This is a genomic window from Solibacillus sp. GQ1 (assembly GCF_059758555.1).
In genome coordinates this window covers 1-14,005 of sequence record NZ_JCAXEX010000007.1, presented here as the reverse complement: position 1 = coordinate 14,005, position 14,005 = coordinate 1, and the positions used below count along the sequence as shown (strand labels likewise).

14 protein-coding genes are annotated in these 14,005 nt (G+C 40.5%); 5 read left to right on the top strand and 9 right to left on the bottom strand.

Features of this window, described 5'->3' with window-relative positions; genetic code table 11:
• Positions 1–96 precede the first annotated feature (96 nt).
• From AC6CH1_RS18075 to AC6CH1_RS18055, 5 genes are all read right to left on the bottom strand, one after another.
• Positions 97–879: an ABC transporter permease gene (locus AC6CH1_RS18075; RefSeq protein ID WP_251691360.1), complete on the bottom strand. Its 783-nt coding sequence runs from the start codon at positions 877–879 to the stop codon at positions 97–99.
• Positions 866–1,768 (bottom strand): ABC transporter ATP-binding protein, encoded by a 903-nt coding sequence (locus tag AC6CH1_RS18070; protein ID WP_498318723.1) that lies wholly within the window; start codon positions 1,766–1,768, stop codon positions 866–868. Before AC6CH1_RS18070 ends, AC6CH1_RS18075 begins: the two co-directional genes overlap by 14 nt.
• Positions 1,765–1,965 carry a PLD nuclease N-terminal domain-containing protein gene (locus tag AC6CH1_RS18065; protein WP_251691356.1) on the bottom strand — a complete coding sequence of 67 codons (201 nt, stop codon included), beginning with the start codon at positions 1,963–1,965 and terminating at the stop codon, positions 1,765–1,767. Before AC6CH1_RS18065 ends, AC6CH1_RS18070 begins: the two co-directional genes overlap by 4 nt.
• A 12-nt stretch (positions 1,966–1,977) precedes the next feature.
• On the bottom strand, positions 1,978–3,084 hold the full coding sequence (locus tag AC6CH1_RS18060) for a helix-turn-helix domain-containing protein (RefSeq protein ID WP_498318722.1): 1,107 nt from the start codon (positions 3,082–3,084) through the stop codon (positions 1,978–1,980).
• A gap of 412 nt (positions 3,085–3,496) precedes the next feature.
• The gene (locus AC6CH1_RS18055; protein WP_251691353.1) at positions 3,497–4,444 is read right to left on the bottom strand and encodes a carbohydrate kinase family protein; all 948 of its coding nucleotides are present in this window, start codon (positions 4,442–4,444) and stop codon (positions 3,497–3,499) included.
• A 149-nt stretch (positions 4,445–4,593) separates the two neighbouring features.
• On the opposite strand from AC6CH1_RS18055, the gene AC6CH1_RS18050 reads away from it, so the two are divergent.
• The 4 genes from AC6CH1_RS18050 to AC6CH1_RS18035 all read left to right on the top strand — a co-directional run bounded on the left by AC6CH1_RS18050 (position 4,594) and on the right by AC6CH1_RS18035 (position 8,683).
• On the top strand, positions 4,594–5,154 hold the full coding sequence (locus tag AC6CH1_RS18050) for a GNAT family N-acetyltransferase (protein ID WP_427714143.1): 561 nt from the start codon (positions 4,594–4,596) through the stop codon (positions 5,152–5,154).
• 18 nt (positions 5,155–5,172) lie between these two features.
• The gene (locus tag AC6CH1_RS18045) at positions 5,173–6,087 is read left to right on the top strand and encodes an EamA family transporter (protein ID WP_251691348.1); all 915 of its coding nucleotides are present in this window, start codon (positions 5,173–5,175) and stop codon (positions 6,085–6,087) included.
• Between the two features lie 132 nt (positions 6,088–6,219).
• The gene (argH, locus tag AC6CH1_RS18040) at positions 6,220–7,743 is read left to right on the top strand and encodes an argininosuccinate lyase (protein ID WP_251691346.1); all 1,524 of its coding nucleotides are present in this window, start codon (positions 6,220–6,222) and stop codon (positions 7,741–7,743) included.
• Complete coding sequence (locus AC6CH1_RS18035; protein ID WP_251691344.1) at positions 7,736–8,683, top strand: N-acetylglucosamine kinase; 948 nt, start codon at positions 7,736–7,738, stop codon at positions 8,681–8,683. Before argH ends, AC6CH1_RS18035 begins: the two co-directional genes overlap by 8 nt.
• A 50-nt stretch (positions 8,684–8,733) precedes the next feature.
• Here the strand turns inward: AC6CH1_RS18035 and AC6CH1_RS18030 are convergent, their stop codons facing one another.
• The 4 genes from AC6CH1_RS18030 to aceA all read right to left on the bottom strand — a co-directional run bounded on the left by AC6CH1_RS18030 (position 8,734) and on the right by aceA (position 12,966).
• A complete protein-coding gene (locus tag AC6CH1_RS18030; RefSeq protein ID WP_251691342.1) occupies positions 8,734–9,117 on the bottom strand; it encodes a YkvA family protein in 384 nt (127 codons plus the stop codon).
• Between the two features lie 85 nt (positions 9,118–9,202).
• Positions 9,203–9,913: a glycosyltransferase gene (locus AC6CH1_RS18025; protein WP_251691340.1), complete on the bottom strand. Its 711-nt coding sequence runs from the start codon at positions 9,911–9,913 to the stop codon at positions 9,203–9,205.
• Positions 9,914–10,077: 164 nt separating this feature from the next.
• Positions 10,078–11,253: a pyridoxal-phosphate-dependent aminotransferase family protein gene (locus AC6CH1_RS18020; RefSeq protein ID WP_498318720.1), complete on the bottom strand. Its 1,176-nt coding sequence runs from the start codon at positions 11,251–11,253 to the stop codon at positions 10,078–10,080.
• A gap of 429 nt (positions 11,254–11,682) precedes the next feature.
• The gene (aceA, locus tag AC6CH1_RS18015; protein WP_251691336.1) at positions 11,683–12,966 is read right to left on the bottom strand and encodes an isocitrate lyase; all 1,284 of its coding nucleotides are present in this window, start codon (positions 12,964–12,966) and stop codon (positions 11,683–11,685) included.
• A gap of 215 nt (positions 12,967–13,181) precedes the next feature.
• On the opposite strand from aceA, the gene AC6CH1_RS18010 reads away from it, so the two are divergent.
• Positions 13,182–13,853 carry a LytTR family DNA-binding domain-containing protein gene (locus AC6CH1_RS18010; RefSeq protein ID WP_251691334.1) on the top strand — a complete coding sequence of 224 codons (672 nt, stop codon included), beginning with the start codon at positions 13,182–13,184 and terminating at the stop codon, positions 13,851–13,853.
• The last annotated feature ends 152 nt before the right edge of the window (positions 13,854–14,005 follow it).

Sequence of the window (14,005 nt, the reverse complement as noted above, 5' to 3'; positions counted from 1 at the left end):
GAAAAGACATTTAATCTTCATTATATTACCAATTTTCTTGAAAGTTAATACAAAAAAGCAGAAATCAATTGTAAAACAACGATTTCTGCTTACTATTTATACTTTTAAATAACGAATATTGTTCTTGCTCATTTTAATGCCAAGCAGTACGATGACAAAAATTAAGATGAGGACAACTAATAAAGTATACCAATAATTTTCCATTAATACGCTATCTGTCAGAAGGCCTGTTCCGTATTGTGCAAGCTTCCAAGGTGTCACACTCCAAAAGCTGCCGATTAATGTATCAATAAGCAGACCGACTGGGATGAGAATAATTGTAATCGCAGCAGCGACCGATGTTTGGAAGGCTGCACTCATCGCAACAGTAAGCGCCATAACTAGCATCAGCCAAACACAATACGTACCGAGCATTGCTAAAAATTTTGATAAATCAACATTCCCGTAAAGCAGTACGGTATAATACATACTCCCCGCATATCCCGCCAATGCGCTGAGAATAGCAATCATGCTTGCAACAATCCATTTACTGAAAAACAAAGCAGTAAAAGACATTGGACGTACATAAAGAAGTGTCGCAGTACCATTCTGACGTTCACGGCTCACGGAACCGATAAAGGCAGTAATTAATACAAGCAGTCCAATCGATTGAAATTGCCCGGTTGATGCCATAAGCAGATCAGCAGGCTGAAGTTCAGGCATTGTCATCATAAATCCATCGGGCATATTGCCGACCGCCTGCAAAATATCTTCCATAAAGTAATTCATGAGCGGATCACTAATACCGAGCAATACAAAAACGAGCGGAATCCATAAAATTTTAAAGCTGCGAACACTTTCACGCCATTCTTTTAAAAGTAATGCTTTAAATTGCTGCATGCTTCCCCGCCACCTTCATAAAGATTTCTTCCAGGCTTGCCGTTTCCCTCTCAACTTTTACAACTTCATATGGTGATGCCGCCAACTGCTGAAGCAGCTGTTGCATCGATGGGCGTTCATCTACAATTTCCACATATGCTGCTATTCCGTTGGCTACAGCTCCTAATGTAGACTGACTCGCAAATTGCCGTGCTTCTTCCGCATTTGTGAACATTATTTTATAACGCGGTTCCTCAAACTTTTGCTTCACCTCTGTCAGTGATCCTTGCTCGACAAGTTGGCCGTCCCGTAAAAACAGCAGCTGATCGGTCATTTCCTCAGCATCGTTTAAAATATGCGTTGAGTACAAAATCGTCGTTTGCTGCTGTACTTCTTTCAATAAGTTCATCACTTCCCGACGTCCAACCGGATCTAGTGCCGATACCGGTTCATCCAGCAACAGGAGCTTTGGCTTATGAACTATTGCCTGGGCAATACCTAAGCGCTGTTTCATTCCTCCTGAAAACGTCTCGGTCTTTTTATTCATCGCATCCTGCAAACCTACAAATTCCAGCATCTTTTTGCATTCACTTTTTAATGAACGCTTCTCAAGACCGCTTAAGTTGGCTACCATCTCCATATATTCAAGTGCAGTCAGCCAAGAATAGTACTGGGGATATTGAGGTAAAAAGCCGATTGCACTGCGTATATCCTTTACATCCGGCATAATGATCTTGCCGCTTGTCGGCTCCAGTATATTAGAAAGCATCGAAAGTGCCGTCGTTTTCCCTGCGCCATTCGGACCGATCAGCGCTGTAGATGTATGCATCGGCAAAGTGAACGATAAATCATCCACTACTTTTTTCGCACCAAATTGCTTTGTGAGACCTTTCACTTCAATACAGATCATTGGCTTTTCCGTCCGAACAGAAAGTAGGCGATCGGTCCGAGTGTATTAACAAACAATGATACGAGGACCCATACCCATTTCGGGCCGCGCGTCTCATAACTACGTACAATATCCACTATGGCAACCGCCGCAAGCACAAACTGCAATACTAATAACGGCGCAATGAGTCCCCAAGGAATATTCGATAATAGATCCATTTTAAATCCCCCTTAAATTTTTAAATGATGTTTTAAATTGACGAGTAAACTTTTATAGCGCGTATCGTTTTGCACACTGGCCAACATCGGATTATCGGCAATACTTTCATAAATAGATTTTTTGATTGTTTCTTCATCACGCGGTGTTTGCGTGCTCAGCATAACTTCCTTTGCGATCCAGCCATCCAGCAAGTAGAAATAATCATCCCCTGTAATTTGAAATGGAAATTTGATTTGTGTACAAATTTTTACATAGCGCTCAATACAGCGAATTGCTTCTTCTATATTATTTTGTGTTGCATATCCGCTCGCTGCCTTTATATAAAACAGCAGTGTGTTGTGTATATTCAGTTTATCTAAATGAAAAGTGTCTATTATCGTTTCAATCCGGCTGACCGACTGTTCGAAATAAGATACATTTCCTATTTCCAATCCAAGTGCTTCATTCGCATTCGTAATCATATACAGCAAATGCTGGTACATGTTGACCTGGTGAATTTCTTTCGCCTTTTCTATATTGCCCAGCATCGTTTGTGCAGTAGCGATCAGCTGCTCAGTCCCAAGCTGAACTACAGCATCCTCCCCTAATAATTTAAGCACATGCTGAGGTTCCCCTTTTAAAATATACGTATATGCCTCCAGTAAATTCGCCTCGTTTTTCAGCCGGTAATTTCCGCTGAACTCCTTTACACGTTTACAGAGTTCCTGTATTTTGTCCGCAGCGGCTTCTTTATTCTGTGCAAGATTAAAGTAATTGACGTAAAGCTGTGCCATCTTCAGTAAAAACGGGAAGCAACTATAATATTCTTCAATAAGTTGATCAATTGCTGTATCCACTTCAGCAAATGGTTCCTTTGAAAAGCGCTGTGCTAATTCCGCATACATTTTTAAAATTCGTTCATTCGTCAATTGCGGCTCATAACCGAGCAGTGCATCAATTGAAATGTTGAAAAATGTGGCAAGTTTCGGCAACAATGCGATATCCGGATAGCTTTGCCCCTTTTCCCACTTTGAAACAGCTGCCCTTGATACTCCGACATGCCTTGCAATTTCCTCTTGTGTCACTTGCAATTGCTTGCGGTGCTCTGAAAAAATGGCCGCAAATTGAAAGTTGGTCATCCCCCTCACCTCTTATTCTTATTATAAAAGAACTTTGGCTGATTAATAGCGACTAATTCTTTCGAAATATAGATTTTGTCAACTAATGGTTTCGTTTGGCAGTGGTGGCTAGTATTGTGGAGGCAGGATGTTCTAATAAAATGGGGGGAAGTTCTAATATATTTTTATTTTTTCTAATAAAATCGCGTTTTTCTAATTTCTAATATAACCGATCATTGTTCTAATAAAAATTAAAACGCCCTTCATTCTCCTCTATTCATGTTTAAATGAAGACCTTGTCACTCGCAATTCCACCTCGTTTTCTAATAATACCGCCCGTTGTTCCAATAACCTCAACCCAAACCTGCGTACAATAAAAAAACTGCCTCCAAAATGTAAAAACACTTTGGAGACAGCTTGCTCTATATAAAGTTTATTTAATTAAATGCTTAATTTCCTCGAAGCTTGGCAGTGCCGTTAACGCACCTGCTTTAGTTGCGGCCATTGCGCCCAGCTTGTTGCCGAATGCGACACAGCTAATTAAATCTTCTGTTACTGTAGGTAAACCATTGAAATGAACATAACGGAGTACGCCTGCCATAAACGCATCGCCTGCACCTGTTGTATCTACCGGAACAACTCGTTCAACTGGAACATGTGTTACTTCACCGTTTAATACAGCATATGCTCCATCAGCTCCAACTGTAATCAGCACGATCGGTACTAACAGCTCATCCAACTTTTGAAGACCTTCTTCAATTGTTGTTGTTTCTGTAAGGAAGTATAATTCCTCATCAGTAAGCTTTAAAATATCTGCATCTTCAAAGAATGAAGTAATCGTCTCACGGCAGATTTCTTCGGATTCCCAACGAAGCGGACGGATATTCGCATCGATTGCGATAATTGCTCCTTTATCCTTGGCCATATCCACTGCGGCACGTGTTGTTTTTAATGCTGTTTCTTCAAACATCGTTCCTGAACAAACATTTAAAATCGAAGCACGTTTGAATGCTTCTTCCTGTAACTGCTCTGGTGTTACTTGTAAATTCGGCGTCTCATCGACATAATCTTTAAATACTCGTTCACATTTTTCAGTTAAATGAACATATACACCACTTACACGCTTCTTCGCATCAAATACAGCGAAATCAAGATTTACACCTTCTTTTGTAATCTCTTGACGGCAAAATTCCGACGTTTCGTCATCGCCTGTAATTGTAATAAGTGCTGACGGTGCCCCAATACGACTAATCCCTGCTGCAACATTGATTGTTGCGCCACCTAAATACTTCGTGAATGAAGTATTGGTCTGATCATTTGCAATATAATCAACGAATGCATCTCCATAAACTAAGATGAATTCTTTGTCTATTTGGCTCATTAATTGTCTAACCTCCGACGTTGTATGTTCTTACTAATTTACCATAGAAAAGATATATTTATAAAACTTTATACTATTCTGAAACTAATGCTTTCTTCGCGAATGAATTTATTTTCTGTTATACTTTGTTCGGTAAGGAGTTGATTGTAATGACCATTACCATTAGACAAGCAAATCGAAATGACGCGAAAGCTGTCGCACCTTTAATTTATGACGCAATTGGAGACATTGCAAACAATTTGACTGGTGAAGAGGAAGTTTCGCAGATTTTAGCTACTTTAGAACAGTATGTCACAGAAACGACAAATCGACACAGCTATTTGAATACATTTGTAGCGGAACAACAAGATGAAATAGTTGGGATTGTCGTACTTTATGATGGACGTCTAGGGTACAAGCTCGATCGCCAGCTTGAACAGCAACTGGCTAAAAAAGGAATACAGACTACATTGGACGTCGAAGCACATATGGATGAATATTACATCGATACCATTTGTGTCTCGAAGAAAGCGCGCGGACTTGGTATCGGCACGCTCCTTTTGCAATTTGCCGAACAAAAAGGCAAGGAGCTTGGCTTCGAAAAAATTTCTCTAAATGTGGAACTAGAGAAACATGATGCACGGCGCTTGTACGAAAAAATAGGCTATCGTACAATTGAACGCTGGACAATAATTAATGAGCCATTTCATCATATGGTGAAGTCGCTATAGAATAGGAAGAAACACTAAATGAAACAAAACTGGATTTACCCGCTATTAATCGTAATAGCGGCTAGTAGTTACGGAGTATTATCAACAATTGTAAAAGTTGCGATGCAGCACGGCTATACATCGTCAGAAGCCGTGACGAGCCAATATTTCGTTGGATTTTTACTCGCACTCGTGCTCTTTGTTGTAACACAACGCACATTACCGAAGCTTTCAAAGAAAGGTGCCATCACTTTACTTTTAGCCGGAATATGTACAGCGATTACGGGTATTGTTTACGGACACTCCCTAAATTATTTACCTGCATCATTGGCAGTTGTTATGCTGTTCCAATTCACATGGATTGGATTGTTCATGGACTGTTTCCTGAAAAGACGCCTGCCAACACGTATTGAATTAATTTCGTTAGTGTTTTTATTTATAGGTACGGTTTTTGCAGCCGGTGTAATTGATGTAGATTTATCGCAAATTGCTTGGCAAGGATGGGCACTAGGGTTACTCGCCGCCTTTACTTTTGCTGCCTTTATGCAATTTAACGCTCAGCCTGTTGAAGGAGTAACGACGATCGGACGTACATTTATTTTATCTGTTGTATCATTGATCATCGTTTGTATCTTTTTATCGCCTGAAATTGTATGGAACGGCCAATTGACAGGCGGTCTTTGGAAGTTTGGTCTGGCACTTGGGCTCTTCGGTATTATTTTGCCGATTTTACTATTTTCGATTGCCGCGCCAAAAGTCGGTGGTGCACTTGTACCAATTCTGAGTGCAATGGAGCTGCCTGTAGCAATTACAGTATCTGTTATTGTATTAAATGAAAATTTAACGCTTCTCCAAGTTTTCGGTATCGTACTTGTACTGTTTGGTATGGTATTGCCATCCTATTTTGCTTCAAAAAAAGTACGTGTTATCGATAAAAAACAGCAGCTGTCCTGATTTTAGGGCGGCTGTTTTTTTATATTTACCGTTCGTTTACTTTATTTATTTGAATTGATAAAATTTTCTAATAATTGTAGAATGAGATTATCAGGTAGTAGTTTCTATCATTTGATTGGAGGCCCATTCAACATGTTCTTTCAGAATTACCGCAATCTAATAAATGAAAAAGAAGGAATTTTATTTCCTTCCAATAGTTATCGTCAAATGGTTTTACAGCCCGCTTATGATGAGGCACGCAAGCATTTTTTGGATGCGATGCTTCAGATTCATATTGCCCATTTAAAGATGCTTGAAGAACAGGAATTGGTTACCCCAGAAAATGCACGTCGCATCGGTCAAGCTATTCAAAAAATTGATCTGGAATATTATAAAACCCGGGATTATAACCCGCAATTTGAAGATTTGTTTTTCCGCATTGAAAACAAGCTAATCGAACTCGGAGGCGACATTTCCGGAAATTTACATATTGGACGCAGTAGAAACGATATGGGAATCGCCATTTACCGCATGACATTACGTAAAAAGATGCTCACGCTCATGCAGGAACTTTTGAATTTACGTCAATCGCTAATCGCCTTTGCCGAAGAGCATGTAGAGACGATCATGATTGGCTATACACATACACAGCAGGCACAGCCGACAACGTTTGCCCATTATTTAAAGGCTGTCATTGACCAGCTCACTAGGGACTATAAACGAATGCAGGCAGCATACAATACCATTAACCGCAGTAGTATGGGCGCGGCGGCTTTGACAACTACAGGCTTCCCGATTAGCCGTGAACGAATGCAGGAATTACTTGCATTTGATGACTTAATCGAAAATGCTTGGGATGCCGTTGCTGGTGCCGACTATATCGCGGAAGCAGCTAGTATCGTTCAGCTAGCCGCACTAAATTTAGGGCGCACATCGCAGGACTTTTTACTATGGGCAACGCAGGAATTCAATGCTTTTAAGCTTGCCAGTCCTTATGTGCAGATCAGCTCCATCATGCCTCAAAAACGCAACCCTGTTTCAATCGAGCATACACGTTCGCTGCTTTCATCGGTTGTCGGTGATGCGGCAACAGTACTACAGATGGTCCACAATACACCATTTGGAGATATTGTCGATACGGAAGATGATATGCAACCTTATTTATGGCGGGCAATCGACCGGTTAGTCGGGATTTATAAGCTCTTTGCAGGTATGGTCCTCACGATGGATGTAAATAAGGAAAACTTACTGAAACGTGCGCAAAACAGCTTTGCCAACGTAACAGAGCTTGCCGATTCTCTCGTACGCTCCGAGGATATTTCATTCCGCCAGTCACACAAAATTGTCAGCCTTTGTGTACGAGAACTGATGGAAAATAATAAAGAATCGCTCGCAAGCCTGACATGGAACTTGGCCAACGAGAAATGCATAGAAGTTACAGGAAAGTCTCTTCAAATTAATGAGATTGCCTTTTACCAGGCGATCCAGCCGGAGTACTTCGTTAATATACGTACATTAAAGGGAGGGCCTGCGCCTGCAACAATGCGAAAATCGTTAAAACAGGCACAAGATGATACAGTCCATCTTGAAAGTTGGCTGAGAGAAAAAACAGAGACAATTTTAAAAGCCGAAAATCGATTGGAACAAATTTTAAAGGGGTGGACGGAACATGAGTAATCGTTATGTATTAGCCGTTGATGGTGGTGCATCAAAAACAGTAATGAGCATTCGTTCTACAGATGGGCGTGAACTATTTACCGCAACTTCTACAGGATCGAATTACCAGGCAGTAGGAATTGAACATGTCCAACATGTGTTTACCGGCCTGCTCAGGAGTGCAGCAGCCCATTTACCGAGTCTGTTTATTGATGTAGCGATCTTTGCGCTTTCCGGCATTGATACCGATCAGGACAGAAAGATTATCGAGGAAATTATTGTAGGAAGTATCGCCCGCTCCCCTTTCACATTCGGTCAAATTCTAATAGAAAATGATGTTGAAGCAACGTTAAAAGGACTCGGGAAGAACGATATTAGCCTGCTTATTTCAGGTACAGGGGCTATTTGCTATAGTCTGATGAATGACAAGATTAGCCGTGGTGGCGGCTGGGGACACCGGATTGGTGATGAAGGAAGCGGTTACTGGATCGGAAAACATATTGCGAAGGCGATATTCCGCGCTGCTGATGGACGCAACAAGCCGACCGTATTAACAGAGCTTGTTTTAGCAGGTCATCATGTTAACAGCACAGATGAATTATTTAATCTCATTTATTCAGCTGATTATACTAATGCCCGATTAGCCAGCTTCGGGTCCTATTTGCAACAGGCGGTTAAAATGGGCGATGCCGTTGCACAGAAAATCATGCAAAAGGCAGCGGATGAACTCGTTTTATTGGCAGCAACGACATTAAAAAATGCGGGTTATGCAAATAATGACCATACACTGTTTTTAAATGGAGGGATTTTAAAAAACAATCCCGGTCTGGTTGAAATAATAACTACACAGCTTCAAACAACACACCCGAATATAACGTTAAAGTTATGTGAAGAAAAGCCGATTGAAGCTATTTTTAATCGTGGCTTACGTGAATTAAACGGGGCCCATTCTGTAAAGTGAACATATAAAAATCCCCTTTAGCATCAATTGCCTAAAGGGGGGTCTATTTTTTATTGTACTACGTCTTCCTGACTTCCCAGCTTAGACTCGATTAAACCTTTTGCCTCATCCTTCATCTCATCTGTAATCGATAAATAAACTTTCCCCAGCGCCGTTAAAATGATAAACGCATCATCTGTTAACCCGACTAATGGAAGAAAATCGACAACTAAATCTAATGGTAAAATGAAGTACCCTAGCGCTCCTAAAACAATGAGTTTACTCGATTTAGGCATGTCCGGACTACGGAGGGCGACGTAAAGTGTGGCAGCTGCCTGCATCGCTTTATAGCCTAACCCACCACCGAATTTTTTTATTTTATGCAGAAACTTTTTATCTGAGTAATGTTGGTCTTGGCCTTCAATCATTTTTTCAAAGTTATATTGTTCGCTCATACGTATGCTCCTTTCCTTGCTATTACTTTATTGTTCCTCAAATATGCGACTTGTAATCCTATACGTTTTCGCAATAAGAAAAGATTCATTTCGTATTTTGCCTCTTATGTAGGAAATTTAACCAAAGTTGCTGAAATATTTTTGTCGGGTTCAACACTTCGTCATAGTAAATAATTGAATTTTTCCGGAGCTTTGCATGACCGATCGGCACTTCGTAGACAGGAACCTTTCGTCTTATCGCCTCAATCAGCATGTTCGTGTCATAGTGGTAAGACTCCCCTTTCACTTTACAAAGCCATGGCAGATGTCCTCTTGGAATGTAACGTAATCCTGTTTGGATGTCGAGCAAACGTTTCCGGATAAGCAGTTCAAACATCATCGAGTAGGCAAGATTTTGCAGTTTACTAATGAACGGGTAGTCTGAGTCTTTGAAATCACGAATGCCTAGTATAATCCCGTCCGAAAAGATTTTCGTACTCGATAACACTTGTTCCACATCCAATACCGAGTGCTGACCATGTGCTCCTACTGTAATAATTCCCTTTGCCTGCAATCGAGACTTTAAAATATACTCCATCCCTGTTTTAAGTGCGCGACCTTTCCCCAGGTTTTTGTCATGTGTTAATATTTCGCAACCTTCTTGCTGTAATTGTTCAAACAGACCGTTATATTTTTCCTCACTGCCATCGTTAATGACAATAATATTGGCAATCTGCAATGCACGCAGTTTCCTGACAAATTGCAGAAGGGCCGGTAAAGGGTTTAGCGCTGGAATCATAACAATGACTTGCTCCATTTTGCATGCTCCTTCATAGAGTATTTACGATAAATTATTTATTTGAACATTATTCATCCGCATTTAATACAGCGGGAATATATTTTCTATATATAAAAGGGGACGCTCAAATATTGCACCGTCCCCTTTTCGTAAATATTTCCCCGGTCATTGCCAGATAATTTTTAGCTTTGTACCGTTGCTGCTTCTATTTCTTGGTTAAATACGCTTTTTGCCTTTTCAATATCAACTTGCAGCTGTTGCTCTTGCAATGCTTCACCAATCACAACAATAGCCTGCTCCAGCATTTCCGCTGTTGTATTCCCCATATGTCCAATACGGAATGCTTTTCCTGCTAAGTGGGCTAAAGAACCCGCTACGATAATGCCGCGGTTCGCTAGACTTGCTCGGAACTTGCTATCTTCAATACCTTCAGGATATATAATACAGCTTAATGTCGGCGCAGCTACTTCTTCATTAGCCAGTGGTGTCATCCCGTAAGAACGCAGTGCCGCACGAATCGCTTTACCAAATGCGATATGACGCGCTTCACGTTTCTCCATACCTTCTTCTAATACAATATTCAGTGCAACATCATATGCGTAAATTAAGTTAACCGGAGGCGTCGCAAAGTACATTGCCGGGTTATCCATAATATTGCGCCAATTATGTATATCCGCATAATAGGCCGGCACTGTCCCGATTTGTTCTCGGGCAGCCAATGCCTGCTGACTGAAAGCTACAATCGCCAGCCCTGGTGGAATACCAATTGCCTTTTGTGATCCTGTTAACACAATATCAATTTTATAGTCTTCTTCACCGTAAGCTTTACTCATGTCCTCTTGCAATGCCGCTGTTGCGACAACACCATCGACAATGACAAGTGCACCAGATGCTTTAATAATCGGTACAAGTGTCTCTAAATCCGATACGACTCCAGTAGATGTATCGGCATGTGTAATTGTTACTGCCTTATAATTGTTAGCCTTCACTGCTTCCTCAACAAGCGTTGGGTCTACACGCTCACCCCATGTTGACTGCAGTACATCGACTTCAATTCCAAACGCCTTTGCAAGTGGTGTAAAACGGTCACCGAAGTAACCGTGACTAATAACAAGCAGACGTTCACCTTTTGCAATAGTATTTACTATTGCCATTTCCATTGCCAATGTTCCTGAACCTGCTACAACATATACTTCTCCATCTGTATTAAACAGCTTTTTCGTATTAGCCAGCGCATTTTTAAATGTCTCCACAAACCTAGGATCGGTATGGCCTCTCGTTTCACTTGCCAAGGCGTCATAAATCTCATCCATTACCGGTGTCGGTCCTGGTACTAATAACAATTCTTTATTTTTCATTTATATTACTCCCTTTTCTTAATAGTAAAAATATTCTATCTATATAATATTCTCTACACTTTATTAGAACTCCTTTATTTCTACAAAATAGAAAATGCCTTTTTAGCCCCATCCAAGCTAAAAAGACATTCATCTTTATAAAAACCCCTTAGTTTTCTTTATATGTTGGGAGGCATCCCATACTAAACCGCGTTCCAATTCGATTTAGCATTGTTCATAGTAGTCAAGCTGTTCAAGTTCAAGAAATTATTCCTCTTCCGCATCCTATGTTTCATTCAATAGTCGCTTCGGCATAACGTCTATTTACTAAGTGCACATTCCCCAATGTCACTTGAATCGGTAAGATAGAAGAAAAGGAATACGTTAATCCGAAGTAAGCAGTTCCCCGTTTATGAATCTATTCATAACACTGCCTAGTAAACTTCAACCTTATACAAATTGCTCTGTTTCAGTAGAGCCGGACATAGCAGTTGTCGAAGATGTACCACCTGAAATTGTTTGTGATACTTCATCAAAGTAACCAGTACCTACTTCACGCTGGTGACGAGTAGCAGTGTAACCTTTACTTTCAGCAGCAAACTCTGCCTGTTGTAGTTTAGAGTAAGCAGCCATACCATTGTCTTTGTAGTCATGTGCAAGCTCGAACATTGAGTAGTTTAAGCTGTGGAAACCTGCAAGTGTAATGAATTGGAACTTGTATCCAAGTTTACCTAACTCACGTTGGTACTCTGCAATCTCTTCATCTGATAACTTAGCTTTCCAGTTGAATGAAGGCGAGCAGTTATACGCTAACATTTTTCCTGGGAACTCAGCATGGATTGCAGCAGCAAACTCACGAGCTTCTTCCAATGACGGGTGAGAAGTCTCACACCAGATTAAGTCTGCATATGGTGCATAAGCTAAACCGCGTGCAATCGCTTGCTTAATACCTGGTTTAGTACGGTAGAATCCTTCTGGAGTACGTTCACCCGTTAAGAACTCTGCATCACGTGGGTCAATATCTGACGTTACCATATCAGCAGCATCTGCATCTGTACGTGCGATTAAAATTGTATCAACGCCAGCAACATCAGCAGCTAAACGTGCAGCAATTAAGTTACGTACAGCGTTTTGCGTTGGTAATAATACTTTCCCGCCTAAGTGACCGCATTTTTTCTCAGAAGCCAACTGGTCTTCTAAATGCACACCAGCAGCACCTGCTTCAATCATCCCTTTAACTAATTCGAATACGTTTAATGGACCACCGAAGCCTGCCTCCGCATCAGCTACAATCGGCGCAAACCAGTCGAAGCCATCATCACGGCCTTCTGCATGGTCGATTTGGTCAGCACGCTGAAGCGCCTGGTTAATACGTTTTACTACTGCTGGTACAGAGTTTGCCGGATATAAAGACTGGTCAGGATACATTTGACCAGAAAGGTTTGCATCAGCCGCTACTTGCCACCCCGATAAGTAGATTGCCTGTAAACCTGCCTTTACTTGCTGTACTGCCTGATTCCCCGTTAAAGCACCTAAAGCATTAATGAAAGGTGCATCATGTAATGACTTCCATAAACGAGCAGATCCTCGTTTTGCTAATGTTTGCTCCTGGATGAATGAACCTTGTAACTTTACAACCTCTTCTGCTGTATAGCCACGCTCAATTCCTTTCCAACGCGGGTTTTCCGCCCATTCCTTTTGTAAAGCTTCGATTCTTTCTTGACGAGTTGACATAATAAATTTCCACCTTCCCCATTGTGTATGGATATTCTGTTAGAAAAATTTGTAATTGACTGTTCCATAACAGAACATCTTGCTGTAATATAATGTATAACAGAATGTTTAACTTTTCATTATTTTCTGATAAATTAACTTTAATTTAGGATGAATGGGTATATTTGGAGGATGAATTGTCAATTAGGCAATAATACAGAAGGAGTGGATTTGCATTGTCATTACAAAATATTGAAGTCGAAAAGAGCATATTAAATCAGTATAAAACTATTTTAGAAGATTGGATTCCTCAAGATGCATCGATTGCAATAGCAGTAAACAATAGCTTTATTTATTTCAGTACAGGTCATCATCATTTTTCATTGAAAGTAGGTTCTGCTGTACCGAAAGACAGCATCGCTTACAAAGTACTTCAAACAAATCAAAAAGTTGATGCTGTTATGGAGAATACACTTTTTGAAATACCTTATTATGCGATTGGTTATCCAATTTTGGTGAACGGTGAACAAGGTGCCTTAGTTGTCGTCCTGCCCCCATTATTTAAAGTTAAGAGTTCAGATATGTATCAGTTTTTAACAGGGAAACAAATGGAAGATTGGGTACCGATTTCGATTGATGAAATTTCTCATATTGAAAGTCTGCAAAAACGGACATGGTTTTACTCCAAAGGAGAACAATACAAAACAGCCATTACACTTAAAGAGCTGCAGACTCGATTACCAAATAACTTTCTTCGCATTCATCGTTCTTATATTATAAATATTTGCTTTATAAAGAAAATCTCGAGGGATCTGACTTCTAATTTTATTGTTCAACTGAAGGATGGCGTAGAGTTACCAGTAAGTCAGTCCTATATCAATAACTTACGGGCCGTTCTGGAGTTTTAATAATAGAATGGGGAATCTTACAAAAGCTTTACTAATAAAAATTCTATAAAAGGAAAACAAAAAACCCACTGATTTCTCAGTGGGTTTTGCATGTGCGAAGCGACGTCCTACTCTCACAGGGGGAAGCCCCCAACTACCATCGGCGCTAAAGA